This window comes from Parahaliea aestuarii (assembly GCF_008064635.1).
GTDB classification, from domain to species: Bacteria; Pseudomonadota; Gammaproteobacteria; order Pseudomonadales; family Halieaceae; genus Parahaliea; species Parahaliea aestuarii.
The window spans coordinates 1-26910 of the sequence record NZ_VRYZ01000010.1 but is presented as its reverse complement, the minus strand read 5'-3'; the positions used below and the strand labels follow the sequence as shown (position 1 = coordinate 26910).

Genomic DNA, 26910 nt, shown 5'->3' with positions numbered 1-26910 from the left:
GTTCCTCGAGCTCTTCCAGCTCTTCGTCCAGTTCGTCCTCGAGTTCCAGTTCCAGCGGTTCCCAGAGCTCTCGGAGTTCCGGCGCATCCTCGCCGGGCGGCGCCTCTTCGCCCCCCTCCGGCAGTAGTGGTTCCTCCTCTGGAGCCAGCTCACCCTCGGGCAGCCGCGGCAGCACCGCCTCCAGTGGCGGAAAATCCAGTAGCGGCGGCGCCAGCGGCCAGATGCCGGGGATGGAATTTCCCGGCGGCATGCCCGGCGACAGTGGCGGCAGCGATGCCACAGCCAGCACCGGCAGCGGCCAACAGGGCGGCATGGAAGGCGGCGAGGGCAGCGAGGCGGGCGAACCCGGCTTCGGTAACGGCGGCAGCGGCGGCCAGGCCCTGCCGGACCTGCGCGATGAACCTGTGTCGCAGGGCGGTCTGCCTGGCTTCGAGGATGTCATGGCCGAAGCAGGCCAGCAGCCGGGCGGTGGCCAGGCTGACAGCCGCGGCAATTCCGCTGGCAACAGCGATTCCCAGGGCGGGCAAACCGGCAGTGGCAGCGCTGGCGGCAGCCAGGGAACAGGATCTTTCCCGGGCATGCCGGGCGGCGCGGGCACGGGTGGCAGCGGCCCCCTCACCCCCGCCGAGCAAGTGGCCATTCTCGACGCCCGGCTGGAGCAGGGCACCGGCGAATTTGACGCCATGATCCTCGAGGAGCAGACCGCGCAGCGTCAAGCCCAGCGCGACAACCCGACACCGCCCCCAACCCAGCCGGAACCGAGTGGCGGTGGCGCCGGCGGCAATAGCCCCTACGGCGGCGATGTCGCCGATGCCGGCGGCTACAGCACCGGCGGTGGCATGGGTGGCGTCTCGCGCGGCGGCGGCCAGCCTCCCCAGAATACCGCCAAGTATCCACCCCCGGCAGACATACCCAGTGGCGACGATGACGATGTGGTCGCGCGCCAGTTGCGCGAGGCGGCCATGCGCGAACCGGATCCCAGGGTGCGCGAAGCGCTGTGGGATGAGTACCGCAAGTACAAGGGCATCTCCCCGTGACCCCCGTGCTGCGCGGCGTCGGCCTGCTGGTGCTGGCGGCAACGCTGGCCGGCTGCGTCAGCCAGACCGTCAAGAGCACGTCGGTACCCCCACTGCAAACCCCGGCAGAACCCCTGCCCGAAACCCTGCTGCTGGACGTGGGCATTGCCATCTTTGACCCGGGTCTCGACACCTACGAGGAGGACGAGCAGGTCTACCCCGAGGTGCGCAAGGCCGAGGCGCGCTACATGCCGCGCCTGCTGTCTGAGGCCATGCAGAACAGCGGTGCCTGGGGCGCGGTGCGGGTGGTGCCCGGCGCCGCCCAGATCACCGACCTGCGAGTCGAGGGCAAGATCCTCAAGTCCGACGGCGAGGAACTACAACTGCACATCGTCGCCCGAGACTCCCGCAATCGTGAATGGCTGGACAAGGTCTATACCGCCAACGCCAGCCGCTACGCCTATGACAGCGTCACCCGCGTCCAGTACGACCCCTTCCAGGCGATCTACCACACCATTGCCAACGACCTCCTGCAGCACCAACAGGCACTGAAACTGGCCGAACTGGAGCACATCCGGGTGGTCACCGAACTGCGTTTTGCCCGCAGATTTTCCCCGGAAGCCTTCGACGGCTACCTGGAGGAAACCGACAAGGGTTACTACAAAGTACTGCGCCTGCCAGCCCACGGTGACCCGATGCTGGAGCGCATCCACAGCATCCGCGAGCGCGACAATATGTTCGTGGATACCATGCAGGCCTACTACGGCAGCTTTTCCGGCCAGATGCAGGCGCCCTACCAGGAATGGCGCAAGCTGAGCTACGAAGAAGCCATCGCGATGCAGGAACTGAAGGCCGAGAGCACCCGCCGCCTGATCGCCGGCGCGATTTCGGTCGCCGCCGGTATCGCCGCGGCCGGCGGCGGTGACGGCTCCACCCGGGCCGCGGGCAATGTCGCCATCATCGGTGGCGGTTACCTGCTGAAAAGCGGGCTGGAAAAGCGCAACGAGGCGCAAATCCATGTCGAGGCGCTGGAGGAACTGGGCATGTCGCTGGAAGCGGAGATCACGCCACAGGTGATAGAACTGGAAGATCGCACTATCATGCTCAGCGGCAACGTGGAGGATCAGTACGCCCAGTGGCGCGAAATCCTGGCGGACATTTACCGCGCGGAGATGGGCGCCCTTGAGGCTCTCCCCGATGCCGCCAACTCGCAGGCTGCGCGTAGCGACACGCCCTGACCTGCCGGCAGTAACCCCAAAAGGCGACACCCAGCAGGTATGTCTTCAGATCAGGATCAACTCACCCCGACCCCCTTCGAGCCGGCCGCCCGGCAATCCAGCACCGAAAGCGCTGCGGTAGCACCGCAAGCGGCAGCCAGCCCGCGCTGGATCATGCCCGCCCTGCTGGTGCTGGTACTGGTAGCACTGGCGGTGGTCTTCCTGCTGCCCCAGCCACAACCGGACGGGCCCGCCACTGCAACATCCGGCGTCGAAGCGCCTGGTACCGAGAGTGCGCAAACGCCCAGAACCCAGGGCAAGCCTGCGCCTCCAGACAGCAGTCCCTGGGCCGATGCCCAGCAGGCGGAACTGCGCAAGCAGGCCCAGGATATTCTCGCCCGGCTGCTGGAACAGCAGCGCGCACTGCAGGAGCAGGGTGTGGAACAGTGGGCACCGGATGAGTTCAGCGCGGCCACCGCCCTGGCGAAGGAGGGAGACGACCTCTATCGCGAGCGCAACTTCAGCGCCGCCAGCGAGCGCTACCAGACAGCGCTGGATGCCCTGCTGGCCATCACCGAGAGCCTGCCGCAGCGCGTGGAAGAGCAATTCTCGCTGGCGCGCCAGGCCATTGAGGACGGCGACACTGACGCCCTGGCGACACACCTCGAGCGAGCCGCCCTGCTGGCACCGGACAGCCCCGAGCTGGCGGCTCTGCAGGCGCGCGCCGCAACGCTGCCGCAGGTACTGGAAGCGCTGGCAGCCGCAGAACAGGCAGAAGCCGACGGCGATCTGGCGGCGGCCAGCGAACAGCTGAAACAGGCCAGCGAACTGGATACACAGCACCAGCGTGTCGCCGCTGAACTGGCCCGGGTACAGTCCCTCCACACCGGGCAGCGCTTCAACCGCGCCATGAGCGAGGGCTACGCCGCCCTCGACGCGGGCCGCTACAGTGCCGCCCGGGAGGCCTTCAAACAGGCGCGGGCCCTGCGCCCCGATGCCGGCGAGGTGGACAGCGCACTGGCAGAGTTGCAGAGCAGCGAGACGGCGGGGCGCCTGGCGGGACTCCAGCGCAGCGGACAGAACCTGGAGCAGGCCGAGGACTGGCAGGCGGCCGTGGAAAGCTACCAGCAGGCACTGGAAATCGACGCCAGCGTAGTATTTGCCCAGGAGGGCCTGGCGCGCGCCAAACCCAGGGCAGAGCTGCAACAGGAACTGGAGACCATCGTCGACAAGCCAGAGCGGCTGTCCGACCCCACCGTGGCCAAAGCCACCGCCAAACTGCTCGACCAGGCCCGCGCGCAGTCGTCCCGGGGGCCGGTCCTGAGCCAGCAGATCGAAACCATTGAGCGCCTGCTGGCCACCGCCAACCAGCCGGTGCCGGTCACCCTGCGCTCGGACCAGCAAACCACGGTCACTGTGTACCGGGTAGCGCGCCTCGGGCAGTTCGCCGAACATGAACTGGAACTGCGGCCCGGTACCTATACCGCTGTCGGCACCCGCAACGGCTACCGCGACGTACGCCGCACTTTCACCATCAGCGCAGATACGCCACCGGCTCCGGTGCACATCGCCTGTACGGAACCGATCTGAATGTCTGACACCAGCGGCGCCCCTGATAACGCCATTACGCCAACCGCCTTCGAACCCCTGAATCCCGGCGCCCCCCGCCCCGGTCGCAAAGGCCATCCCCTGCGCTGGCTGTTGCTGGGCCTCGGGCTGTTGTTCGCCCTGCTGATGGCCTTTCTGCTGAGCGCCCGCTCGGTACTGATCAGTGTCGAAGCGGAGACGGACACCCGCGTCGACATTGACGGCCTGCACCTGCCCTTCGGTGAGCGGGTGCTGATCCGCCCCGGCAGTTACGATCTCACCGCCAGTGCCGAGGGCTACTTCCCCCTCGACACCCGGCTGGAGGTAACAGAAGAGAACAGCCAGCAGATCCTGCTGACCCTGACGCCATTGCCGGGGCGTCTGGAGATCATTGCCGAACCCGCCGGCGCCCGCGTGCTGCTGGACGGCGAGGAGCTGGGCACAGCCCCGCTGGAAGACCTGGCGATCGAGGCCGGGCCCCACACCCTGCGCCTGGAGGCGCCACGCTACCTGAGCTGGCAGCGCGACATCGACGTCACCGGCCGCGAACAACGTCAGCAGGTACAGGCGCAACTGTTACCCGCCTGGGCTGAAATCAGTATTACCAGCACTCCGGCCGGCGCCACCGTCCTGGTGGCCGGCGAAGCGGCCGCCACAACACCGGCGGTGGTCGAAGTCCTGCAGGGAGAGCAAACTGTCGGCCTCAGCCTTGCCGGCTTTGCCCCCTGGCAGCAGGCGCTGGAGGTGGTAGCCGGCGAGGCCCAGGATCTCGGCGACATCGCCCTCACCCCCGCCGCCGGCGTACTCAAGCTGACCAGCAAACCCAGCGGCGCCAATGTGACGCTCGAGGGAGAATACCAGGGGCAGACACCGCTGACGCTGGAACTGGCTCCCGGTGTCGCCCAGCGCATCCAGCTGTCGCGCCCCGGTTACCGCCGCCACAGCGAGAGCCTGACCCTGGCAGCCGGCGAGCAGGCCGAGCGCAATGTCAGCCTCAGCGCCCAGCTGGGGGAACTGCGCCTTGCCGTGAGCCCGCCCGAGGCCACGGTGAAGGTGAACGGCAAAGCCGTTGGCAAGGGCAGCCAGACCCTCAGCCTGCCGGCCTTCGAGCACCGCATCGAGGTCAGCCTGCCGGGCTACGCAAGTGTGACCCGGCGGGTGACGCCGCGCAGCGGCATCGAGCAGCAGCTGGATTTCACGCTGCAAACCCAGGAAGCCGCCAAACTGGCCAAACTGACGCCGGAGATCACCACCGCCCTCGGCCAGACCCTGAAACTGTTCATCCCCGATGATTCTCCACTGCGGGAATTCACCATGGGCGCCTCGCGGCGGGAGTCGGGCCGGCGCGCCAATGAAGTGCTGCGCCCGGTTGCCCTGCAACGCATGTTCTACCTACAGACCACCGAGGTTACCAACGCGCAGTTCCGCCAGTTTCAGGCCAACCACAATTCCGGCCAGGTGGAAGGTAACAGCCTGAACCGGGAGCACCAGCCGGTGGCCGCCGTCAGCTGGCAGCAGGCCGCCCAGTTCTGCAACTGGCTGAGCCGCAAGGAGGGTCTGGAGCCCTTCTACAAGCAGGAGCAGGGCATCGTCACCGGCTTCAACCCGGCGGCGCTGGGCTACCGCCTGCCGAGCGAAGCGGAGTGGGCCTGGGCGGCCCGTGCCGAGGGCGACAGCCTGTTGAAGTTTCCCTGGGGTGAAACCTTCCCCCCCACCGCGCCAGTGGAGAACTACGCCGACAATACCTCCGCCTACGTCACCGGCCGCATTCTCAACGGTTATACCGATGGTCATGTCGTCAGCGCGCCCGTCGCCTCTTTCAAGCCCAACGGTAAGGGGCTCTATGACCTCGGCGGCAACGTGGCGGAATGGGTGCACGATGTCTACACCATTCCGCCGGCCAACGCCGCCCTGGAAACCGACCCCCTCGGCGCCCAGAACGGGGACAACTACGTCATTCGCGGCGCCAGCTGGTCTCTCAGCAAACTGGCGGAACTGCGCCTGTCCTACCGCGATTATGGGCAAGCCGGGCGCGATGACGTAGGATTCCGCATTGCGCGCTACGCGGAGTAAGGGCATGAACGCACCCCGGGCAATGCTGTTTAGCCTGTTGCTGGCCAGCGGCCTGGCCCTGGGCCAGGAGCCGGCTGGCGAGGGCGATCCCAATCGCCCCGCGGCAACAGAGAACGACAGCGCGGCGCCGGCCGCAGCCACAGACAAAGCCGACAACCCGCCACCGCGGGACGACTCACCTTTCGACTACCAGGCATCGGAGCAGATTTCCGAGGATCTCTCGGTCTCCTTCCCGGTCGACATTTAGCGCAGTAAATGTAAATAGGACAGTGCATGAAAACCCGAATGTCATCCGAGTTTATTTTCCAGATCTTCGCCCTGCTGATTGCGATCATCGTGGTGCATGCGGTCTACGTAGGCGCCATCCGCCCCGCTGCCGACGCCCAGATTCGCGAGGAGATGGCCCTGCAGGCGGCGGGCGGGGACTTCGTGCCGGAGCGCAGTTTCGCCGTGGTGATTCGCGACTTTGAACAGGAGGCCTGTTTCATCCTGCTGATCTGGGCCCTGGCCATCATGGCCTACAAGGGCCGCCGCACCCTGAAGGAGCAGCAGATCATGGACCGCGCCCTGCTGGAGGTGCCCGAGGGCACCAGTGTGCTGCCCGAAGATGCCCGGGAGTACAGTCGCTCGCTGGAGGCCCTGCCGGACAGCGAGCAGGACTACCTGTTGCCGCGCACCCTGCTCGCCGCCCTGCAGCGCTTCGCCACCACCGGCAGCATCCAGGCGGTCTCCGACACCATCAAGGAGCAGTGCGAAGTGGAGTCGGACCGGCTCGACTCGGAGCTGTCCATGGTGCGTTACATCGCCTGGGCCATTCCCTCCATCGGCTTTATCGGCACGGTGCGGGGTATCGGCGACGCCCTCGGCCAGGCCTACAAGGCGGTGGAAGGTGACATCTCGGGTGTGACGGTAAGCCTCGGGGTGGCCTTCAACAGCACCTTTGTCGCCCTGGTGCTGTCCATCGTCATCATGTTCTGCCTGCACCAGCTGCAACTCTCGCAGGAGCGCCTGGTGCTGGATGCCCAGCGCTATGCCGACAAGCGTCTGCTGCGCCACCTGGTAGCCCACTGATGAGCACGGCGATTCTCGATATCAACGATGCCAATCTGCAGCTGTGGCACGGCGAGCAGCACATCCAGAGCCCGGGTTACGCCCTGCTGGAGGGGAGCGAATACCGCTTTGGCAACGCCGCCCGCGCCGCCGCGCGGCTGCGCCCGCGGGATGTATCCACCCGCTACTGGAGCCACCTCAACACCCAGCCCCTGCAACCGGCCCTGGGCCCGGCCCGCCACAGCGCCGACCTGGTACACGCCCACCTGCTGGCCCTGCACAGGGAAGCCGGAGAGCCCGATCAGGTAGTGCTGTCAGTGCCAGGCAACCTGGAGCGGGAGCAGCTGTCGCTGCTGCTCGGGATTATCCAGCAGTGCCCCTTCGAGGCGGTGGGACTGATCAACCGAAGCGTGGCGCTGACCCAGCCCGAGAGCGGCGGCGGGCGCCTGTTTCACCTGGAATTCCAGCTCCACCAGGCTCTGCTTAACGAAATGGAAGACCGGGATGGTACGCGTCGAGTCCTGCACAGCCAGCCCCTGCCCGGCTGCGGCCTGCTGCCACTGCAGGAGCGCCTGGTGGAGATCATCGCCGCCAGCTTTATCCGCCAGACCCGCTTCGACCCGCGCCGCAAGGCCGGCACCGAACAGGACCTTTACGACGCCCTGCCCTCCGCCCTGCAGGTCCTGCACGAGCGCGGCGAGGCCAGCCTCTCCATCGCTGGTTACAACACCCGGGTACAGTCCACAGCACTGGAAGAAGCCGGCCAGCGTCTCTACACCCGGGTGGCCGAGTTGACCGGCGCAGAGCCCCACACCCTGCTGGCCGACCCGCTGGCAGCCCTGTTGCCGGGGGCGGGCAAACACCTGCCGGGTTTGCGGGTACTGGAACGCACTCGCCTGCCCAGCGTGTGCCGCGAACAGGAAGCGGCCATCGTCCAGCGCCAGGGCCCACTGTCACTGGTGAGCGCACTGCCCTGCAGCACCGCGCCGCCGGCGCCAGCCCCTGCAACATCGGCAGCAACTTCGGCCGCAGCGCCAGCAGCGGCAAGTCGCAGCCCGGCACCCTCCCCGGCCAGCGGCCCCAGCCATCTGCTACAGGGCTTTCGCGCCCGCCCCCTGAACCCGGACGGAACGCCACTGGATAACGGCGGCGAACTCTACCTTGCCCGCGGCGAGTGGCAACTGCGCGGCGCGGGTGCCACCGTGAACGGGCTGCCCTACACCCCCGGCCAGTCCATCAAGTGTGGCGACACCCTGGCGGTTGCCGGCACGCTTGCCGGGGTGCTGATCGAGGTGACAGGCAACTAGCCCATGGCCCGGAAGAAGCGAGGCTTTACCACCTTCAGTCTGAGTTTCCTGGACATCATGTCCTGCGGCTTCGGGGCGGTGGTGCTGGTGTTCCTGATTATCGACCACTCCATCGAAGTACAGTCGAAAGAGTTGAACCAGGACCTGCTCTCCGAGGTCAATCTATTGGAGGAGGACATCACCGACGGTGAGGAGGGCCTGGTGCGCCTGCGCAATACCCTGTCCGATATCGACCTGCAGATGGTAGAGGCCCAGGGCCGGGCCAGCCGCATCAACGAGCAGATCGCCGAGTACGAGGCCCTGATCGCCGGGCTGCGGGACGAGGGCTTTACCGAGCGCGAGGATATTGAGCAGATCAAGGCGGAGATCCGTTCGCTGGAAGAAGAGGTGAAGAAACTGCAGGAAGCGGCGCGGGAAAACAGCGGGCGCAGTGCCCGCAGCTTTACCGGCGATGGCAACCGCCAGTACCTCACCGGCCTCAACCTCGGCGGCAAGTACATCGCCCTGCTGGTGGATGTATCCTCCAGCATGCTCGCCGACCGGCTGGTGAACATTATTCGCCTGCGCAATATGGACCCGTCCATCCAGCGCAAGGCAGACAAGTGGAGCCGCGCGCTGAACACCGTGGACTGGCTCAGCGCCCAGCTTCCCGCCAGCAGTTACTACCAGGTCATCACCTTTAACACCGAGGCCAGTGCCGCGTTGCCCGGAACCGACGGCAAGTGGCTGGAGGTCGCCAACCAGAAACAGCTGGAGTCGGTGACCGGCGAGTTGCGCAAGCTCACCCCCAGCGGCGGCACCAGCCTGTTCAACGCCTTCGCCGAGGTGAGCAAACTGTCGCCGGCACCCGACAATATCATCCTCATCACCGACGGCTTGCCAACCCAGGGCGCCACCGCCCCCCGGGGCAGCAAGGTCAGCGGCAAGCAGCGCCTGGAGCTATACCGCCAGGCCATCAAGCAGCTGCCGCGCAATGTGCCGGTCAATATCATTCTGGCGCCGATGGAGGGCGACCCCATGGCCGCCTCCGAGTTCTGGCAACTGGCCCAGGCCACCAAGGGCTCTTTCATGAGTCCTTCGAAGGACTGGCCGTGAAGGGAGGAAACTGAATGGCCAGGCGACGCCCGCCCGAGGAATTCTCCATGTCCTTCCTGGACGTGATCTGTTGCGGCTTTGGCGCGGTGATCCTGCTGCTGATGATTACCAAGACGGTACAGCCACAGATCATCGAAGCTTCTACCGTCAATCTCGAGGGCAAGGTGGCCGAGCTGCAGGAGCAGCTGTTCGACATTCGCGGCGAGACCACCGTGCTCAACCGCGATCTCAATGCCAAGCACGAACAGCTGTCCGAGTACGAGGAGAAGGTAGCCATCCTGCGCGGCCAACTGGCCAGCGCCAAGTCCCGCTACGACAGTATCCAGGTGCAGGACAACAGCAACTCAGTGATCGCCGGCGAGCTGGCCGATGCGCGGCAGTCCCTGAGCGCCGAAATGGAGCGCCTGCTGGGGCGTCAGCACCAGTCCCAGAATAACCTCATCGGCGGGATTCCGGTGGACAGCGAGTACATCATTTTCATCATCGACACCTCCGGTTCGATGTTCTCCTACAGCTGGGACCGCATGCTGGCGGAGCTGGAGGCGACCCTCAGCATCTATCCCGAAGTAAAGGGGATCCAGATTCTGAACGACATGGGCAACTACATGTTCAGCCGCTACCGCGGCCAGTGGATTCCCGACACGCCGGGGCGGCGCAAGGTCATCATGCAGAACCTGCGCAACTGGAACGTGTTCAGTAACTCCAGCCCGGTGGAGGGCATCACCCAGGCCATCCGCACCTTCTATGACCCGGGCAAGAAAATCAGCATCTACGTCTTCGGGGACGAGTTCACCGGCGAGTCCATCGCCCAGGTCGTGGGCACCGTGGACCGCCTGAACAGCGAGAACGCCGAGGGCCGGCGCCGGGTGCGCATCCACGCGGTGGGCTTCCCGGTACAGTTCATTCGCCCGCCCCATCTGCAAACGACCGGCATCCGCTTTGCTACACTTATGCGAGAACTGACCTACCGCAATGGAGGCACCTTTGTCGGGCTCAATGATTTCAGGCCTTGAGGGCCGCTACTTTATGCCCCGGCACATTGTGCTGCTGGCAATCTGCGCGCTGCTCGCGGCCTGCGGGCCCAACGAAGTAGCGGTGAAGGGTCAGTTCCCCAGCCCGCTGATGAACAAGTTGCCGCTGAATGTCGGTATCTGGTACGACGAGAGCTTTCGCACACACGAGTTCTTCGACGAGGCCAAGGGGCGCGCCGAGTCCGGCTGGATTGTAAAAACCGGCGAGGCCCAGACCCAGATGTGGGACACCCTCCTGCCCGGCATGTTCAGCAACGTGGTACACATGAGGGGCAAGCCCGAGCCCGGACAGATGAACCAGGCGGTGGACGCCGTGCTGATACCCCACGTCGACGAACTGCAGTACGCCATCCCCACCCACACCAACGTCAAGGTCTATGAGATCTGGATGCGCTACCGCTTTGAGCTGGTCACCCCCAGCGGCAAATCCCTGGCGGAGTGGACCATGACGGCCTACGGCAAGACACCCACCGCCTTCCTGCAAAGCGACGAGGCGGCGGTCAACCTGGCTGCAGTCGTCGCCCTGCGCGATGCCGGCGCCAACTTCGCCACCAACTTCACCCGGGTACCCCAGGTGCAGGACTGGCTGGCCCAGCGCCAGAAACGGCCAGCAGGCATCGCAGGCGGGACCGCCGGAAATGCGGAGGGCTCCCTGTGAAGTTCGCCACTGTACTGCGCAGCGCCCTGCTCACCCTCGCCCTGCCGCTCACCGGCTGCGTCACCGCCACAGTGGATGAGATGGTGTTCAATGCGCCGGTAGACGGCATCGGGGATGCCAGCGTGGTCATCCTCGGCCGGCGCCACGCCAGCGACTACGAAACCGAACCCGACTTCATCGAGTGCGTCGGCGATCACATCGCCGCCCGCGACAAGGCCATCACCGTCGTCAGTGAGCTGGACTTTATCAACGCCCTCTACCCCTGGTTCGAGCCGCGCACCGCGCCGCTGTACCCCGAGGACCTGGAAAAGCTGATGCAGCAGGCGCCGGTGGCGCAAAGGCTGGCGGAGATGCGCACACAGTACATGATCTGGATTGACGGCAGCACTATCCGCACCGACTCCGCCGGCTCCATGACCTGCGGTATCGGCCCCGGCGGCGCCGGTTGCTTCGGCTTCGGCACCTGGGGCAACGACTCCGATTACGAGGCGACCATCTGGGACTTTACCAACCGCGCCGAGGTCGGCCGCATCAACGCTACCGCATCGGGCCAGTCCTACATGCCGGCAGTCGTCGTGCCCATCCCCATTATCGCCCCGGTGCAGGGCACCGCCTGTGACAGCGTGGGCGACCAGTTGCTGAAATTCCTGTCCAGCGAGCACTAGGAGTGCCCATGCGATCAACCACCCTCCTCGTCCTTCTGCTCGGCATCGGCGCGACCGTGCTGCTGGCTGGCTGCGCCAGCAGTTCGTCTTCCAGCGGCGGTTCCGGGGTGGTGGTCACTGCCGGCGGCCGCCAGGTGACCATCGAGGACGAAAGCGATGAGCTCTACGTCAAGATGATGGAAGAGGGCGCCGCCTACGATGACCCGGAGATTCAGGCCTACGTCGAGCGCATCGGCCAGCGGCTGGTGGCCCACAGCGACCAGCCCGACGACACCTTTATTTTCACCGTCATCGACAGCCCGGACATCAACGCCTTCGCCACCCCCGGCGGCTATATCTATGTCAATCGCGGCCTGCTCGCCTACCTGGACAATGAGGCGGAGCTGGCCGGCGTCCTGTCCCACGAAATTGCCCACGTTACCGCCAACCACCACGGACGCCAGAAAACCGGGCGCATCACCAACCAGGTGGTCGCCGTAACCGCCGCCATCCTGACCGGGAGCAGGGACGTGGCAGACGCCTCCAGCATGTACGGTCAGGAGCTGCTCAGCGGCTATGGCCGCGAGCACGAACTGGAAGCCGATGGCCTCGGCGCCGAGTACATGCACAAGGCCGGCTATGACGCGCAGGAGCTGCTCGAAGTCATCGGTGTCCTCAAGGATCAGGAGCAGTACCAGCGGGTCAGGGCGCGCAGCGCCGGCAAGCCCTCCGGTACCTATCACGGCCTCTACGCCACCCACCCGCGCAACGACCAGCGCCTGCAAACCGTGATCCGTACCGCCGGCGAACTGGACGATGGCGAACGCTCACCGGACCCCATCGTTCCCGGCGAGTTCAAGCAGCACATGGATGGCCTGGTATTCGGCCCATCGATTCAGGGCCAGAAAGATGAGAACCGCTTTTACCACAACAAGCTGGCCTTCACCTTCGCCCATCCAGAGGGCTGGACAGTGAACGCGGGCTCCTCGGCCATCGTCGCCACCGCCCCCGGCGGCAGCGCCAACCTGACCATCACTATCGCCCGGCGGGATGCCAGCCAGAACCCGGAACAGGCCCTGCGCGCCAGCGCCAGCGGTGACCTCAGCGACGGCAAAGCACTGGAGCAGGCCGGGCTGACCGGCTATTCCGCCGTGGCATCCAGCGCGGGCACCTCGAAGCGTCTGGCGGTCATCGACTACAAGGGGCTGAACTACCAGTTCGAAGGTGCAGCGGGCGATTTCGCGGCCATGGACAAGACCCTGCTGGAGATGATCGAGAGTTTCCGTCCGCTGCTCGACCGGGAGCGCCAGACCGGCACACCGATGTACATTCGCTACATTCAGGTGCCCCGGGGCGCGACCTTTGCCAGCATCGCCAGCAGCATCCGCATACCCGACGCCGAGGCCCAGTTGCGTCTGCTGAACGGTTTCTATCCGCGGGGCGAACCGCGCACCGGGGACTGGATCAAGGTGATCCAGCCGGGTACGCCCTGAGGCAACAGGAGCGCCGCTGGCTCAGTGGCGGGTATGCTCTGGACTGTCGTCAGCCAGCCTGTCCTGCACCAGCACCCAGGGCGCGGCGACCACCGCCCAGAGTTGCGCATCGGATTCATACCAGGCCAGGGCCTCGGTATCGCTGACCGGCGCTACCTGGTCAGCTGCGATCCATGCCTCGAAACGGGCCGTGTTATCCAACCCAAGTTGTACCGCCACTTCCACCAGATCCAGCTCGCCGTTGACCCGGATTACGCTGCCATGAGCGTAGTAGGTCTGCAGGTCGTGCCAGCGGATACGGGCGGTCTGGCCGTGGTATTCCCGACGCAGCATCGCTTCCCGGTCGGAGGTCTCAAGCGGCGCGTCAGCCATAGCGGGAGTCAGCCACGAAGGGGTTGCTCTGGCGCTCCTGGCCAAACGTGGAGGTGGGCCCGTGGCCCGGGATAAAGGTGATATCGTCACCGAGGGGAAACAGCTTGCCGCGAATGGCGGACACCAGTTCCTCGTGATTGCCGCGGGGAAAGTCGGTGCGCCCGATGGAGCCCTGGAACAGCACATCCCCCACCCAGGCGAGGCGTTGGCCGTTGTGCAGGAACACCACGTGGCCCGGGGTGTGCCCGGGGCAATGGAACACCTGCAGGGTCTGCTCACCCACCGTGACGGTGTCACCATCTTCCAGCCAGCGGTCCGGCACAAAAGCGTCGGCGTGGGGGAAACCCGACATCTGGCACCACTCGGGCAGCTTGGCGATCCAGAAGTCATCTTCCTTCTGCGGCCCTTCGATCGGCACCTTCAGTTGCTGGCGTAGTACATCGGACGCCGCACAGTGATCCATGTGGCCGTGGGTCAGCAGGATCTTCTCCACCGTCGCATCCAGCGATGCCACCGCGGCGAGAATGCGCTCTACATCACCGCCAGGGTCGACAATAGCCGCCTTGCCGGTGCTCTCGCACTTGAGGATGGAGCAGTTCTGCTGATAGGCCGTGACCGGCACAATGGTAACCTTGATAGACATAAGCTTTGACTTTGACTCTGTTGCGGGGGCGGCCAGACCAGTGTCAGTCGCCCCGTGAATGCTCTTCCATGTCCGCCTTGGGATTCAGGTAGATACGCTCGTCGAGATGGTTCTCGCTCTTGCCGACGATCACCGCCACAGTGGCGTCCCCGGTCACGTTGACCGCGGTGCGCACCATGTCCAGCAGGCGATCGACACCAATGATCATGGCGATACCCTCCACCGGCAGCCCCGCCTGGTCCAGCACCATGGCCAGGGTGATCAGGCCCACTCCGGGCACAGCGGCGGTGCCAATGGAGGCCAGCGTGGCGGTGAGGATGACCGTCAGGTAGGCGGTCAGGGAAAGATCGACGCCGTATACCTGGGCGATAAACACCGTTGCCACCCCCTGCATGATGGCCGTGCCATCCATGTTGATGGTGGCTCCCAGCGGCACCGTAAAACCGGCCACCGAATTGTGCACCCCCAAACGGCGCTCAACGGTGCGCAGGGTGATCGGCAGGGTCGCTCCGGAGGAGGCGGTGCTGAAGGCGAAAGCCCACACCGAGCGCATCTTCTGCATCATGATACGCGGCGACAGGCCGGTGAGGGACTTGAGCAAAAAGCTGTAAACCACGGCGGCATGGAAAATCAGCACAACCAGTACAGTGAGGAAGTAGGCACCGAGATCCAGAATGGCGCTGAACCCCATATCGGAAAACAGGCTGGCCAGCAGCGCAAATACGCCGTAGGGCGCCAGCTCCATCAGGATAGCCACCATGCGCATCACCACTTCTTCCAGGTCGCGGAAGAAATCTGCCACCCGGCGCCCCGCCTCACCGGCGTGGGAGATGGCATAACCGAACAACAGGGCGAAGACGATGATCTGCAACATGTTGCCCTCGGCCATCGCCTCCACCGGGTTGGAGGGTACGATGTCAGCCAGCACATCAATCAGTGGCGGCGGCGCTGCAACCTCAAACTCGGCGCTACCCGGCAGGGAAACGTGAGTGCCCGGCCCAACCAGCACGGCAACCAGCAGCGCTGTGCTGATGGCGATGGCTGTGGTCACCAGATAGAAAACCATGGTCTTGCCAGCAATCGGCCCCATGCGGGCGCTGTCGCCGAGAGAACTAGAGCCGCAGATCAGCGACACCAGCACCAGCGGCACCACCAGCAGCTTGAGGGAGGCGATAAACACCCTACCCACCAGCTCCAGCACACCGTCAACGACGTAGGTCTGGATGATGTTATGGAAGCCGGCGGAAATACCGGAACTACCGAGAATCAGGTCCAGCAGGGAACCGAACAGAATCCCCGCCACCATGGCAATCAGAATGCGATTGGTCAGGCTCATAATACAGCTCTTCTTATGGTCAGCCGGATGCGGCGGACGTGGCCGCCTGCACCTGGCCGCAGGCGCCTTTCAGGTAGCTCACGACCTCGTCGTGGGCACAGGCATTACAGGGCGATGAGTAATCCGAACGGGAGCCGCTCTGCAGCTCGCCACACACCGGGTCGTACTCCATGGTACATACCTGGGGGCGGGGCTCGCTGCAGCGGCCCGCCAGGTCGTCGACAGGCGCTGCGGGTGGGGGCGGTGGAGCGGCACTACAGGCGGCAAAAAACAATAACAGGGGAAGCAGTGCTGCTCGCAGCATGAACGGGACTCCGATGGGACAGGGTTAACAGGCGCAAGCCTACCACTGTCCGGCCCGGAGCGCAGCCGCCGACGGCATCAGGCTGAGGCGAACTCACCGGCCTGGTAGTCGCGTATAGCCTGCTCAATCTCTGCCTGGGTGTTCATCACGAAGGGGCCGTAATGCGCCACCGGCTCTCCGATAGGGCGACCCGACAGCAGCAACAGTTCAGCACCCTCGGCTCCTGCCTGTAGATGCCAGCGGTCCCCGGAGCCGGTGACCAGAAGCTGCTGCGGCCCCACCGACTGGCCGCGGACCTCAAGGCTGCCGCTGTAAAGGTAGGCCAGCAGCGACTCCTCTGCTGCCGCCGTCACCGTCAGTCCAGCACCCGGGCGCAACTGCAGGTCCAGTATCCCGGCCCGCTCCGCCAGCTCGGCCAGCGGTCCGCGCACCGCACCATCGTCCAGCTGCCAGTCGCCGGATACCGCAGTTGCAGTGAAGTGTTCGCCGGCCAGTACAGCCAGCTCTCCGACGGGCACATCGCGATAGCGCGGTGACGCCATTTTTTCCGCTGCCGGCAGGTTTACCCAAAGCTGGAAGCCGTGCAGGCCGCGGCTATCCTGGGTGGGCATCTCCGAGTGGATAATGCCCCGGCCCGCGGACATCCACTGGGCACCCCCGCCCCGAATCTCGCCGCGGTTGCCCTGGCTGTCCTCGTGAATGAGGCCACCAGCCTTCATGTAAGTAAGTGTTTGCATACCTCGATGCGGGTGCGGCGGGAAGCCCCCGGCAAAGTCCTCGCGGTAGTTCGAACGCAATTCGTCGACCATGAGGATGGGGTCCATGCCGGCGTGGCCCATGCCGGTTATGCGCTGGATAGCCACTCCGTCGCCATCGCGACTGGCCCGGGCGGGGCGAACTTCAATAACCTGACGAGCTTGCATGATAATATCCTCCGTGGTGATAGGTGCAGATTAAGCTCGTTTTTGTAGAACAAAAATCGCATAATTTTGGCAATTCTTTTCGATTATTCCGAACATGGGCCCGACATGAATCGCACCACCCTGGAACAATGGCGCATGCTGCAGGCGGTGGTCGACCACGGCGGTTTCGCCCAGGCGGCCAGCGCCATCCACAAGAGCCAGTCCACCATCAATCACGCCGTGCATAAATTGCAGGATCAACTGGGCTTGCCACTACTGGAAGTGGTGGGCCGCAAGGCCCGACTCACCCCTGCCGGCGAGCTGATGCTGCGACGGGCCGGACAGTTGCTGGACCAGGCGGGGCAACTGGAAACGCTGGCCGGCAGCCTGGCCCAGGGGACCGAGGCGGAAATTCGCATCGCCGTGGACGAGATCTTCCCCTACGAGCAACTGGCCTGCGCCCTTCACAACCTGTCCCGCGAGTTTCCCAACACCCGGGTGCAACTGTTCGAAACCGTACTTTCCGGTGGCCCGGAAATGCTGCTTGCGGCACAGGTGGACCTGCTGATTGCCGGACGCGTACCCGAGGGCTTTCTGGGCGAGGCACTGATGCGTGTGGAGTTCGTCGCCGTGGCCGCCCACAACCACCCCCTGCTGCAGGTGAATCGCCCCCTCAACCTGCAGGATCTGGCGGGCCAGCGCCAGATTGTGGTTCGCGACTCGGCCCTCGGCCAGCGCGTGGACGCCGGCTGGCTGGGTGCGGAGCAGCGCTGGACGGTCAGTCATATCGCCACGTCGGTGGACATGATTCGCCGCGGAATGGGCTTTGCCTGGTTACCGCGTTCGCGGGTCGGCGATGCACTGGCATCGGGGGAACTGGCCGAACTCCCCCTGCAACAGGGCGCGCTCCGCTACGCGGAACTGTACCTCACCTACGCCGACCCGGAGAAAGTTGGCCCGGCCACCACCCACCTTGCTGAACTGCTACGCCATCCGCCCGCTACCTGACCCGGCGTTTCAACCGAGCGTCCGCGGGAACAATTGCGCCTCGACCACCGCCGGTGCCCGGGTCAGCTCGCTCCAGTCTTCTACCGGCAGGGTCAGGCGCAAATAGCCCGCGGTGGGCAGGTTGTCGAGCACTGGCTCCCCCGCGAGTTCGTTGACCAGGTCGGTGAACGCGGGATTGTGGCCGATGAGAAACAGGGCTTCCTGCTCTGCCGGCACCGCCAGCAGCCACTCCAGCAGATCGAGATGGTTGAAGGTGTACAGCGACTCGCAGATCTGGTGAGACTGGCCGGCCAGCGCGGGCCAGCCTGTACAAAGCCCCTCCAGTGTCAGCCGGGCACGCAGCGCCGGACTGCAGTACACCGGCTGGGCGCAGACGCTGCCGGCCAGTGCCGCCCCCATCCGCGGGGCATCTCGCTGACCACGGCGATTGAGCGGCCGCTCCCAGTCCTGCAGCTTCGAGTTGCTCCAGGAGGACTTTGCATGACGCAACAGGTGCAGGGTTTTCAAGGCGGCGCTCCGATGCCGACAGCTCTCTTTCAGTGTAGACGCCCGCAGGGTGCTAGCCGAGCGGAATCCACAATCTATACTGCAAAGACAGGCTCGCCATACTGGCGACTGCGTGCACGAGGAGATCGCAATGCTGCAATCCGTGAATCTGCGTGATTACATCCTGACCAATCCAGTGAAGGTGAGGGCCACTGACAATATCTTCGATGCCATGCAGGTCATCATCGACAACAAAATTTCCGGTGTCTGTGTGGTGGACGACCTGGGCAACCTGGTGGGCATACTCTCGGAACTGGACTGCCTGCGCGCGGCCCTGAGCGCCATCTACAACGAAGGCGGTATCGGCGAGGTGAGAGACTACATGGCCAGCGACAACCTGGTAGTGGCTCACCCTGACGAGGACATTGTCGACGTTGCACAGGACATGCTGATGAAAAACAAACGCCGCCGGCCAGTGGTGGAAAATGGCAAGCTGGTGGGCCAGATCACCTGCCGCCAGCTGCTGACGGCGGTGCGCAGCTTCCGCTCCTGAAGCGGGTCGCCCCGACGCAGCCATATCCAGCCTGAAATTTCCAGATCGTTTTCCCCCCGTCACTCGCGCATAATGCGGGCGTTGTCCGTTCACATAGTTTGTTCTAGCACTCCATGACTACATCCATTTCCCAGCGCATCGCGCAAGAGCTCGCCGTGCGCGAGCAACAGGTCTCCGCCGCCGTCACCCTGCTGGACGAGGGGGCCACTGTGCCTTTCATCTCCCGCTACCGCAAAGAGGTGACCGGCGGGCTGGACGATACCCAGATGCGACAACTGGAAGACCGGCTGCACTACCTGCGTGACATGGAGGACCGGCGCCAGGCCATCCTCAACTCCATCGAGGAACAGGGCAAGCTATCGCCGGAGCTGAAAAAGTCGCTCCTTGAAGCCGACACCAAGAACCGCCTTGAAGACCTCTATCTGCCCTACAAGCCCAAGCGTCGCACCAAGGCCCAGATTGCCAGGGAAGCGGGCCTTGAGCCTTTGGCCGACGCCCTGCTGGCAGACCCGAGCCTGAATCCGGAGACTGAAGCCGCCGCCTACCTGAACCCCGACGCCGCCATTGCCGATACCAAGGCGGCCCTGGACGGCGCGCGACAGATTCTGATGGAGCGCTTCGCCGAAGACGCCGACCTGCTGGCGCGGGTTCGCAGCTTCCTCACCGACAACGTGCAATTGGCCTCGCGCCTGGTGGACGGCAAAGAGCAGGAAGCGGCCAAGTTCCGCGACTACTTTGAGCACACCGAAGCCCTGTCCGGGGTACCTTCCCATCGCGCCCTGGCGATGTTCCGCGGCCGCAACGAAGGCTTCCTGCACCTGAGCCTGATCATGCACGCGGAGGAAAAACCCTCTGACGCCCACCCCTGCGAGGCGATGATCGCCGAGCACTGGCAAATCGCCGACCGGGGCCGCGCGGGAGACCGCTGGCTGCTGGATACCGTGCGCTGGGCCTGGCGGGTAAAACTGCTGACCCACCTGCAAACCGATCTGCTGGGACAGCTGCGCGAACGCGCCGAAGCCGAGGCCATCGAAGTTTTTGCCATGAACCTCAAGGATCTGCTATTGGCCGCGCCGGCAGGCGCCAAGGCCACCATCGGCCTCGACCCGGGGCTGCGCACCGGGGTCAAGGTGGCGGTTGTCGATGCCAATGGCAAGCTGCTGGATCACTGCGCCATCTTCCCCAACCCGCCACAGAACCGCACCACCGAGTCCGCCGCCAAGTTGCTGCAGCTGATTCAGAAATACGATGTGGAATTGATCGCTATCGGCAATGGCACCGCCAGCCGCGAAACGGACAAGTTCGTCGGTGACCTGCTGCGCCAGCACCCGGCGCTGAAAACCAGCAAGGTCATTGTGAATGAGTCCGGCGCCTCGATTTACTCGGCCTCGGAATTTGCCGCCCGGGAATTCCCCGATCTGGATGTGACCATCCGCGGTGCGGTCAGCATCGCCCGCCGCCTGCAGGATCCGCTGGCGGAGCTGGTGAAAATCGAACCCAAGTCCATTGGCGTGGGCCAGTACCAGCACGATGTCAGCCAGGTCCAGCTGGCGCGGCAACTGGACGCCGTCGTGGAGGACTGCGTCAATGCGGTCGGCGTCGACGTCAATACGGCATCGGTTCCGCTGCTGACGCGCGTTTCCGGCCTCAATCAGAGCATCGCCAGCAATATTGTGGCACTGCGCGATGAAACCGGCAGCTTCGCCAATCGCAAGGCGCTGTTGCAAGTCTCGCGCTTCGGTGACAAGACCTTCGAACAGGCCGCGGGCTTCCTTCGCATCAGTGGCGGTGACAACCCGCTGGACGCATCGGCAGTTCACCCGGAGTCTTACGCTGTGGTGGAAAGTATCGCTTTACAGCGCCAACGGGACGTGGCCAGCATCATCGGTGACAGCAGTTTCCTGCGCAGCCTCAAGGCAGAGGACTACACCAGCGACACCGTGGGCCTGCCCACCGTGGTCGACATTATCAGTGAACTGGACAAGCCGGGGCGCGACCCGCGCCCGGAATTCCGCATGGCGACCTTCCAGGACGGAGTGGAGAAAATCTCCGACCTGCGCCCCGACATGGTGCTCGAAGGAACCGTCACCAATGTCACCAACTTCGGCGCCTTCGTCGACATCGGCGTTCACCAGGACGGCCTGGTCCATATCTCCGCCCTGGCCGATAAATTCGTCAAAGATCCCCGCGATGTGGTGAAAGCCGGCGACATCGTCAAAGTGAAAGTGATGGAAATCGACGAGGCCCGCAAGCGTATTGGCCTCAGCATGCGCATGGGTGACAAGGCCGGTGAGCAGCCGGCCAGCCAGCGCGGCGAACAGCGTCGCAGTAGTGGTCGCGGCAATGCCCGTCCGCCGCGCGCCGACAAGCCTGCGGCCAACAATGCCTTTGCCGCTGCCTTCGCCAACGCTCGCAAGGAGCGCTGAACCCGCTAGCGGAGTGGCACCCCGTCACTCCGCTTTTGCAGCCAGTCGATGAATTCAGCCGCCGGCATCGGCCGCGCAAAATAGTAGCCCTGTACGCTGTCGCAGCCCAGTTCGGCCAGAGCTCCCAGGGTCTCGGCGTCCTCTACGCCTTCCGCCACCACATGGAAGTCAAAGAGGTGGGCGATCTCTATGATGATGCGCACCAGCTCCCGTTCCCGCGGCTGGACCTGCATACGGCTAACGAAGGAGCGGTCGATCTTCAGTTCATCGGCGGGGATATGCTGAAAGTAGGATAGTGACGAATAACCGGTGCCGAAGTCGTCGATGGACAGACCGACACCCAGCTCGCTCAGCTCATTCAGTACCTGAAAACCGGCGTCCTTGTCCTCGATCACCGCGTCTTCAGTGATTTCCAGTGTCAGTCGCGCCGGGGGAATTCCCCAGATACGCAGGGCATCGCGCAGGGTGTTGACCAGGTCCGGATGATTGACCATGCGCGCCGGGAGGTTCACGGAAATACCGTGACAATAGCGTTCGCCCCACTGGTTCAGCTGGCGCAGGGCACGGTGGATGACCCATTTGCTCACCTCGTACAGCTTTCCCTCCGCTTCAGCGAGCACGACCAGCTGATCTGGCGGGACAGCGCCTTTCCCCTCGATATCCCAGCGCAGCAGCGCCTCCGCCCCGCTGATCTGCCCACCAAGCAGCCCGACCTTCGGTTGAAAGTGCAGGTCAAAGGCATTGTTATGCAGCGCTTCGGCAAAATAGCGCTCCAGCGCAGGTATCGCAGGCACCTCTGCCGGCGCCTCCAGCAACTCCCCCATGACCACGGTTCCAACCAGTCGGGAGTGCTGCAGATTCTTCTCGGCAGTCGCCAGCAAGTCATCCCAGGCGTACTTCTCTGGCCCGGCTACGGCCATTCCAATTCGCAGTTGCACCGGATCGCGTGCGTCCTCGTCCTGCAAGGCGCCAAACAGCACCTGTTGAACACGGTGCACCGCAAGGGCCAGAAACCCCGGGTTCTGCAGTGCGGGGAGGATAAAGGCAAAGCCGTGACCGGCTACCCGGAACACCGTGTCGGGAAGTTTGCTGAGCCCCTTCAGTTCGTCGTGTGTGCGACAAAGCAGGCTGTCACCCTCGGCATAGCCGGCCAGGTGATTGATCCGCGCAAGGTTGTGTAAATCGACCAGCAGGAGTCCGAGAAACTCTCCGCGCTGGCGGGCACCGTCGACCTCGATGGCCAGCTTGTCGACAAAGGCTTCGCGCGCAACCGGCGGCGGGGTTCGCACGGCCCTAGAGCTGTATGCCGGTCATGTCGATGCCGTAGGCTTCCGGCTCCAGGCTGCCGACAATTTCCAGCGCTTCGCCGCTAGCGGTGTGACTCTGGCTGAGCAAATCGATTAACTGGGGGTTGGCGACCGGCTGTTTATCCTTGCCGAGGATCACCATCACCTGTGGTCGCAAGCGCCGGGAACGGTACTCCGATACCACCACGGCCACCTCGCCGGAGGACAGCTCCACCAGTGATCCCGCCGGATAGATGCCGACAGCCTGTATAAATTCTTCCACCAGTTCTGCCTGGAAGTCGATATCACGCCATTCATAGAGCATTTTTATCGCGGCAGCCGGCGAGGTAGCCCGGGCGTAGCTGCGATGGCTGGTAATGGCATCGTAGCAATCGACGATAGCCGCGATACGGGCAAAAATGGGGATATCGTTCCCACTCAAGCCCTTCGGGTAGCCCGAGCCATCGTGGCGTTCGTGGTGGTGGGCGACCATATCCAGTACATCGCGATTCATCAGCCCGGTTTCCTGGATCATTGCCAGGCCAAGCTCGACATGCCCTTTCACCTGCAGAAACTCGTCGTCGCTCAGGGGTCTGTCGGCTCGCAACAGCTCTGGATTGACGCGCAGTTTACCGACGTCAAACAGCAGGCCACCAATAGCCAGCGATCGCAAATCGGAGCGCGGCAGGCCCAGCTGACGCCCCAGGGCAACGGCCCAGATCGAAGCGCCGAGAGAGTGCTGGTAAGTATATTGGTCCTGCTGCTTGATACGGGCCAGCCAGATGCAGGCATCCGGATTGCGGGTGATGCTGTCGATCACCGGCTCGACTGATTTCCGGACACGGACGATATCGAGGGAACCGCCCTGGGTCACATTGGCAAAGACACTTTCGATGCCTTCGGACAATTCCCTGATCGCCGCGCGAGCCCTGGGGAATTCCTCATCCCAGGCGGCCTTGTCCTGATAGGGGCTTATACGCCGGTCGGAAAAAAGCGCCTGGACCGGCTTGCGGCTGCGTGCAACCAGGCTGCGCTGATGCAGCAACTGCCGGCTGCCATCGCTCTTCTTGTGATCGACATAGACGTACTGGCAGAGCTGGCCCAGCTGGCGGAGTTCGGCTTCCGAATCAATGCGGAAGCCCTGCAATGCAAACGGTGAATCCAGCCAGGGGCGATCCAGTGCAGAAACATACATCCCCAACTGGAGGTCGGATACATAGACTTTTTCTACACTGATCATTTATGAGGTCAGCCCTGAACATCGCGGTATCTGCTCATCCGACTCCCAGTGTCATATGAACCGCTCCGGCTGACAACCCCGCCTGACAATCTGGGTCAGCCCTGCTGAAGCGCGGCTCCAGCTTCTCGAATGCGACGCCAGGCGCGAAGCGCAGAGGCGAAGCCCGCCGCCCGCTCACGGATTATGGATGCTACCGTCTCGTCGGTCGCTCCCGCACCGACACCGGGCAGTTCCGCTAACTGCGCCGGGTGCTGCAAGGCCTGGATGCAGTCTCTGGCGTTCTTTTCGAGATAGGTCTTCCAGTCCGGATCAAGAGCACCGGTATCTGCGAGCCGGTCATTGAGAGTCTGCAGGGCGAAGCCCTGGGCACGCGAAAGGCTGGCTCGCAACTGGGCAACCAGGCTGGTGGTAGACAGCTGGGCCAGGGTATCCAGTCTGGCGGTCAGCAACTGCAGGCGGGTATCGTAGCCCACACCCGGGTCGCGAGGCTTGACCTCTGCCAGGTAGGAAGCCAGCAACTGCAGACCGCCGCGGGGAACGACGCTATCACCCGCTGCATTACCTGCGCGCTCTTCGATTGGGAGATGCGGCACAGCCCAGTCGAATTCCATGACCAGGGAATCGGGGATGAGGAAATCCAGCATCGCCCCGAACAGTTGGTCCTCGCCCCGCAGCGCCGGAAAATAGGGAGGAAGCTCAGCGCGGTTGTCGAGCCCCGTCACCTGCGACATTACCGCTCGCTTGGTCAGCGTGGCGCGGGCCTGCCCCAGCCAGCACTGCCGCGTTTCCAGTGCCGCGGGCAAGCCGCCCTGCCTTTGCAGCATCGCGCGCACGCTGCCCTCGCCCAGGTTGGACAGCCAGGCATTATTGGTCGTGCCCGGGTCTCCCACTGAGCCGGATTGCGTCATCAACACCGGCGCACTTGCATGGATATCGCGGAACAGTGCGAGGCTGGCACCCGCCAGCTGAGCCGGCTGCATATGTCCGCCTGACAATTGCATTACCTGTGCTGCGGAGAGCCCGAGGCAGCGGCCATGCCCCACCAGTGGGTCAAAATTCTGACGAATCCAGCGCTGCTGCCACTCCCCTTCACCAGCGTAGAATTCGGCCTCACGCATGCCGTCGGATAGGGCCAGGCCCTGCTCCCGTGCCGGGCGCGCCAACGCGGTGCATAGCACATCGTCATCCATCACAATGCAGCGCTCACCCATCGACAGCAACAGGCAAATGTTGCGTGCGCGCCCGTAGGTCTTCTGCCCAGCCCAGGGCCCGGATGAAAACAGAAAGCGCACTGCTTCCGTATCTTCAGGCAGCGATTCGCAGAGCCGCTCGATTAGAGCTTCCTGTTGCTCATGCCCGATATACTGCATGGACGCAGGGCTTCGCAGATTGAAGCGCTCTACCGCGTCGGCATTGGCGAGGGTGCTCTGTGGATGTCGAGAATCGTCTATCAGGTATAGCTGCTTCTGCGTCGCCAGCTTCGCGTTTTGCAGTAGCGATTCCAGCAGCCTCTCCACCGCTTCCGGCCTGTCGCAGGTAATAATAAATGCTTTGCAGCGATCAACTTCCCGCTTTGTTACCTCCTGGTTCAGTCGCCCACACAATTGGCTGGCGGAGACAAACAAGCCCGCGTCACGCACCTGAACCAGCACCCGGAGTGCGTCGTCGACATTGCCCCCTAACTGGGGAAAAGTAGCCACCAACTTCCTGGCGTGATCCTCCAGAGTGCGAAACACCATGCAGTGCTGCAGCACCATCGCCACCTCTGGCTGGCTCAACATCTGGGCGCCGGTGCTTCGGCCTACCAGCAAGGTTCCGCCTGCCACACCCAATGATTCGAATTCATCGACGGCGTACAGGTCCGCGTCACCGGTCGGGCCGGCAGATGGCGCTTGATCCCCCGATGCAGGTACTGGCTGCTGCGCAGTATTCATCTGGAAAGAGTAGGAAAACCCGGAATCGTCGCTCATAGTGCTCACTCACTGGCTGTACTGCAAAGGTTCGTGATTCTAGGGACTGGGCACTGCGCTGTAAACGCGCCACTTAGCCAGGCGGGGCGATACCATAGTCGGCCGCACGCAGTTCCAGCAATGGTGCCGGGCTGTCATTCACCGCGGCCCGCAACCATCCCGACAATCCCTGGAACAGGCTCCCGTTAGCCGCCAGTATCGGCAAGCGCAACAGCAGAACATCCCCGAGACTGTTCACCACCACGGTATGCCCGGGCTGGGCAACTCGCCGCTGGATCATCAATCGCGGCCAGTCAATTGGCACGCCGCGCCAGTGTTGCCAGCGCAATTCTTCCTCCAGCAATGCCACCTCTGAAAACAGTTGCTGGCAGATATCCCTGGCCAGGGGAGACGGAGCCTGCTCGGAAAAAAGCAGTGTAATCTCGCGATAACCACAGCGCATACCTTCCGGCGAAAAGCTCCAGTTAACCGTAACCGGTTGCGACTCTGCAGGCTGGGCCACACCCTCCGCGAGTAGCGGCAGCATTGCTTCGCAATGTTCGCGCTGGCAGAAATTGTTCAGCAATTGCTGTTCGTAGGCAGTCTGCTCAGCAGCACGGGGGTGGCTCAGCATCACTCTCTGCCCCTCAACGATCAGCATCGGTACTTCACCTGCTGAACCAGGCAGCACCTGCACTGCGCCGCCCGCAGCCAGTAAGGCATCTATCTCCAGCAGTTCTTCCGTGTATTGCTCGACCGAAAAAGCCCAGCCCCGACGGGCCTGTGCGTTAGCTTCCCCGATGGCTTCGCGCCGCGCAAGATCGGCTTCTGCGAAGTAGATCTCCACCAGCCCCTGAAGCGCCAGACTGGCGAAAAGACGCTGTTCGTCTTCGCCCGCATGGCGAAGTGCGTTGACCGTTTGCTGGTAGCGGCTCAGCCCTGCCGCTTCGTCTTCCTTCGCATTCGAGGACTCGCAAAAAAGAAACAGCAGCAAGCTAAGCAGGAGATAATGTAATTGCAGATTCAAGATCGGCTTCTCACCACTGTGCCTGTGCAACGGCTTTAATCGCAGGCAATAAAAAACCCCGTGGTACAGCGTACCACGGGGTTTGTATTAAAAGCCTGGCGATGACCTACTCTCACATGGGGAGACCCCACACTACCATCGGCGATGCATCGTTTCACTACTGAGTTCGGAATGGGGTCAGGTGGTTCCAATGCTCTATTGTCGCCA

The 26910-nt window shown here is 63.8% G+C and carries 25 protein-coding genes and 1 rRNA gene; 15 read left to right on the top strand and 11 right to left on the bottom strand.

The genetic code is table 11. The features are described 5' to 3' along the window. The first annotated feature begins 230 nt into the window (after window positions 1-230). From FVW59_RS18485 to FVW59_RS18430, 12 genes are all read left to right on the top strand, one after another. Complete coding sequence (locus tag FVW59_RS18485; RefSeq protein ID WP_148065862.1) at window positions 231-1037, top strand: hypothetical protein; 807 nt, start codon at window positions 231-233, stop codon at window positions 1035-1037. Beyond that, the gene (locus tag FVW59_RS18480; RefSeq protein WP_148065861.1) at window positions 1034-2254 is read left to right on the top strand and encodes a hypothetical protein; all 1221 of its coding nucleotides are present in this window, start codon (window positions 1034-1036) and stop codon (window positions 2252-2254) included. Before FVW59_RS18485 ends, FVW59_RS18480 begins: the two co-directional genes overlap by 4 nt. A 39-nt stretch (window positions 2255-2293) precedes the next feature. Continuing rightward, window positions 2294-3823, top strand: a complete 1530-nt coding sequence (locus FVW59_RS18475; RefSeq protein ID WP_148065860.1) for a tetratricopeptide repeat protein — start codon at window positions 2294-2296, stop codon at window positions 3821-3823. Beyond that, window positions 3824-5893, top strand: a complete 2070-nt coding sequence (locus FVW59_RS18470; RefSeq protein WP_148065859.1) for a PEGA domain-containing protein — start codon at window positions 3824-3826, stop codon at window positions 5891-5893. It abuts the gene before it with no gap. A gap of 4 nt (window positions 5894-5897) precedes the next feature. Further along, a complete protein-coding gene (locus tag FVW59_RS18465) occupies window positions 5898-6140 on the top strand; it encodes a hypothetical protein (protein WP_148065858.1) in 243 nt (80 codons plus the stop codon). A gap of 38 nt (window positions 6141-6178) precedes the next feature. Beyond that, a complete protein-coding gene (locus FVW59_RS18460; protein WP_425468416.1) occupies window positions 6179-6964 on the top strand; it encodes a MotA/TolQ/ExbB proton channel family protein in 786 nt (261 codons plus the stop codon). Next, a complete protein-coding gene (locus tag FVW59_RS18455; RefSeq protein WP_148065856.1) occupies window positions 6964-8250 on the top strand; it encodes a hypothetical protein in 1287 nt (428 codons plus the stop codon). Before FVW59_RS18460 ends, FVW59_RS18455 begins: the two co-directional genes overlap by 1 nt. 3 nt (window positions 8251-8253) lie before the next feature. Further along, window positions 8254-9345, top strand: coding sequence for a vWA domain-containing protein (locus FVW59_RS18450; protein ID WP_148065855.1), 1092 nt, complete (start codon window positions 8254-8256; stop codon window positions 9343-9345). A 14-nt stretch (window positions 9346-9359) separates the two neighbouring features. Beyond that, on the top strand, window positions 9360-10358 hold the full coding sequence (locus FVW59_RS18445; protein WP_148065854.1) for a VWA domain-containing protein: 999 nt from the start codon (window positions 9360-9362) through the stop codon (window positions 10356-10358). A gap of 13 nt (window positions 10359-10371) precedes the next feature. Further along, entirely contained in the window at window positions 10372-11034 is a 663-nt protein-coding gene (locus FVW59_RS18440) for a hypothetical protein (RefSeq protein ID WP_187275969.1), read from the top strand. Window positions 11035-11114: 80 nt separating this feature from the next. Beyond that, a complete protein-coding gene (locus FVW59_RS18435) occupies window positions 11115-11699 on the top strand; it encodes a hypothetical protein (protein ID WP_246139797.1) in 585 nt (194 codons plus the stop codon). An 8-nt stretch (window positions 11700-11707) separates the two neighbouring features. Next, window positions 11708-13171 carry a M48 family metalloprotease gene (locus tag FVW59_RS18430; protein WP_148065853.1) on the top strand — a complete coding sequence of 488 codons (1464 nt, stop codon included), beginning with the start codon at window positions 11708-11710 and terminating at the stop codon, window positions 13169-13171. A gap of 21 nt (window positions 13172-13192) precedes the next feature. On the opposite strand, the gene FVW59_RS18425 is transcribed toward FVW59_RS18430, so the two are convergent. The 5 genes from FVW59_RS18425 to FVW59_RS18405 all read right to left on the bottom strand — a co-directional run bounded on the left by FVW59_RS18425 (window position 13193) and on the right by FVW59_RS18405 (window position 16749). Then, entirely contained in the window at window positions 13193-13543 is a 351-nt protein-coding gene (locus FVW59_RS18425; RefSeq protein ID WP_187275968.1) for a DUF2288 domain-containing protein, read from the bottom strand. Continuing rightward, complete coding sequence (locus tag FVW59_RS18420) at window positions 13536-14186, bottom strand: MBL fold metallo-hydrolase (protein ID WP_148065852.1); 651 nt, start codon at window positions 14184-14186, stop codon at window positions 13536-13538. Before FVW59_RS18420 ends, FVW59_RS18425 begins: the two co-directional genes overlap by 8 nt. A gap of 43 nt (window positions 14187-14229) precedes the next feature. Next, window positions 14230-15522 carry a dicarboxylate/amino acid:cation symporter gene (locus FVW59_RS18415; protein ID WP_148065851.1) on the bottom strand — a complete coding sequence of 431 codons (1293 nt, stop codon included), beginning with the start codon at window positions 15520-15522 and terminating at the stop codon, window positions 14230-14232. A 19-nt stretch (window positions 15523-15541) separates the two neighbouring features. Then, window positions 15542-15826 (bottom strand): Kazal-type serine protease inhibitor family protein, encoded by a 285-nt coding sequence (locus tag FVW59_RS18410; protein ID WP_148065850.1) that lies wholly within the window; start codon window positions 15824-15826, stop codon window positions 15542-15544. A gap of 77 nt (window positions 15827-15903) precedes the next feature. Further along, entirely contained in the window at window positions 15904-16749 is an 846-nt protein-coding gene (locus tag FVW59_RS18405; protein ID WP_148065849.1) for a pirin family protein, read from the bottom strand. 105 nt (window positions 16750-16854) lie between these two features. On the opposite strand from FVW59_RS18405, the gene FVW59_RS18400 reads away from it, so the two are divergent. Then, complete coding sequence (locus FVW59_RS18400; RefSeq protein ID WP_148065848.1) at window positions 16855-17736, top strand: LysR family transcriptional regulator; 882 nt, start codon at window positions 16855-16857, stop codon at window positions 17734-17736. A 9-nt stretch (window positions 17737-17745) separates the two neighbouring features. On the opposite strand, the gene FVW59_RS18395 is transcribed toward FVW59_RS18400, so the two are convergent. Then, window positions 17746-18243: a SixA phosphatase family protein gene (locus FVW59_RS18395; protein WP_148065847.1), complete on the bottom strand. Its 498-nt coding sequence runs from the start codon at window positions 18241-18243 to the stop codon at window positions 17746-17748. 130 nt (window positions 18244-18373) lie between these two features. Between FVW59_RS18395 and FVW59_RS18390 the strand changes: the two genes are divergently transcribed. Together FVW59_RS18390 and FVW59_RS18385 are read left to right on the top strand one after the other, a co-directional pair. Then, entirely contained in the window at window positions 18374-18775 is a 402-nt protein-coding gene (locus tag FVW59_RS18390; protein ID WP_148065846.1) for a CBS domain-containing protein, read from the top strand. 113 nt (window positions 18776-18888) lie between these two features. Further along, complete coding sequence (locus FVW59_RS18385) at window positions 18889-21201, top strand: Tex family protein (protein WP_148065845.1); 2313 nt, start codon at window positions 18889-18891, stop codon at window positions 21199-21201. Between the two features lie 5 nt (window positions 21202-21206). On the opposite strand, the gene FVW59_RS18380 is transcribed toward FVW59_RS18385, so the two are convergent. From FVW59_RS18380 to rrf, 5 genes are all read right to left on the bottom strand, one after another. Next, window positions 21207-22490 (bottom strand): putative bifunctional diguanylate cyclase/phosphodiesterase, encoded by a 1284-nt coding sequence (locus FVW59_RS18380; protein ID WP_148065844.1) that lies wholly within the window; start codon window positions 22488-22490, stop codon window positions 21207-21209. Window positions 22491-22494: 4 nt separating this feature from the next. Then, window positions 22495-23727, bottom strand: coding sequence for a cyclic di-GMP phosphodiesterase (locus FVW59_RS18375; RefSeq protein WP_148065843.1), 1233 nt, complete (start codon window positions 23725-23727; stop codon window positions 22495-22497). 95 nt (window positions 23728-23822) lie between these two features. Next, window positions 23823-25697 (bottom strand): hypothetical protein, encoded by a 1875-nt coding sequence (locus FVW59_RS19640; protein ID WP_187275967.1) that lies wholly within the window; start codon window positions 25695-25697, stop codon window positions 23823-23825. Window positions 25698-25770: 73 nt separating this feature from the next. After that, window positions 25771-26703 carry a hypothetical protein gene (locus tag FVW59_RS18365; RefSeq protein ID WP_148065841.1) on the bottom strand — a complete coding sequence of 311 codons (933 nt, stop codon included), beginning with the start codon at window positions 26701-26703 and terminating at the stop codon, window positions 25771-25773. Window positions 26704-26796: 93 nt separating this feature from the next. Beyond that, a 5S ribosomal RNA gene (gene rrf / locus FVW59_RS18360) occupies window positions 26797-26910 on the bottom strand; the annotation flags it as partial.

Coding starts and splice junctions, on each gene's coding strand:
- FVW59_RS18475 (WP_148065860.1), top strand. CDS start 2,294: ATGTCTTCAGATCAGGATCAACTCACCCCGACCCCCTTCGAGCCGGCC.
- FVW59_RS18450 (WP_148065855.1), top strand. CDS start 8,254: ATGGCCCGGAAGAAGCGAGGCTTTACCACCTTCAGTCTGAGTTTCCTG.
- FVW59_RS18405 (WP_148065849.1), bottom strand. CDS start 16,749: ATGCAAGCTCGTCAGGTTATTGAAGTTCGCCCCGCCCGGGCCAGTCGC.
- FVW59_RS18460 (WP_425468416.1), top strand. CDS start 6,179: ATGTCATCCGAGTTTATTTTCCAGATCTTCGCCCTGCTGATTGCGATC.
- FVW59_RS18375 (WP_148065843.1), bottom strand. CDS start 23,727: ATGATCAGTGTAGAAAAAGTCTATGTATCCGACCTCCAGTTGGGGATG.
- FVW59_RS18385 (WP_148065845.1), top strand. CDS start 18,889: ATGACTACATCCATTTCCCAGCGCATCGCGCAAGAGCTCGCCGTGCGC.
- FVW59_RS18440 (WP_187275969.1), top strand. CDS start 10,372: ATGCCCCGGCACATTGTGCTGCTGGCAATCTGCGCGCTGCTCGCGGCC.
- FVW59_RS18455 (WP_148065856.1), top strand. CDS start 6,964: ATGAGCACGGCGATTCTCGATATCAACGATGCCAATCTGCAGCTGTGG.
- FVW59_RS18410 (WP_148065850.1), bottom strand. CDS start 15,826: ATGCTGCGAGCAGCACTGCTTCCCCTGTTATTGTTTTTTGCCGCCTGT.
- FVW59_RS19640 (WP_187275967.1), bottom strand. CDS start 25,697: ATGAGCGACGATTCCGGGTTTTCCTACTCTTTCCAGATGAATACTGCG.
- FVW59_RS18470 (WP_148065859.1), top strand. CDS start 3,824: ATGTCTGACACCAGCGGCGCCCCTGATAACGCCATTACGCCAACCGCC.
- FVW59_RS18465 (WP_148065858.1), top strand. CDS start 5,898: ATGAACGCACCCCGGGCAATGCTGTTTAGCCTGTTGCTGGCCAGCGGC.
- FVW59_RS18435 (WP_246139797.1), top strand. CDS start 11,115: ATGGTGTTCAATGCGCCGGTAGACGGCATCGGGGATGCCAGCGTGGTC.
- FVW59_RS18390 (WP_148065846.1), top strand. CDS start 18,374: ATGCTGCAATCCGTGAATCTGCGTGATTACATCCTGACCAATCCAGTG.
- FVW59_RS18425 (WP_187275968.1), bottom strand. CDS start 13,543: ATGGCTGACGCGCCGCTTGAGACCTCCGACCGGGAAGCGATGCTGCGT.
- FVW59_RS18430 (WP_148065853.1), top strand. CDS start 11,708: ATGCGATCAACCACCCTCCTCGTCCTTCTGCTCGGCATCGGCGCGACC.
- FVW59_RS18420 (WP_148065852.1), bottom strand. CDS start 14,186: ATGTCTATCAAGGTTACCATTGTGCCGGTCACGGCCTATCAGCAGAAC.
- FVW59_RS18445 (WP_148065854.1), top strand. CDS start 9,360: ATGGCCAGGCGACGCCCGCCCGAGGAATTCTCCATGTCCTTCCTGGAC.
- FVW59_RS18415 (WP_148065851.1), bottom strand. CDS start 15,522: ATGAGCCTGACCAATCGCATTCTGATTGCCATGGTGGCGGGGATTCTG.
- FVW59_RS18485 (WP_148065862.1), top strand. CDS start 231: ATGGAATTTCCCGGCGGCATGCCCGGCGACAGTGGCGGCAGCGATGCC.
- FVW59_RS18400 (WP_148065848.1), top strand. CDS start 16,855: ATGAATCGCACCACCCTGGAACAATGGCGCATGCTGCAGGCGGTGGTC.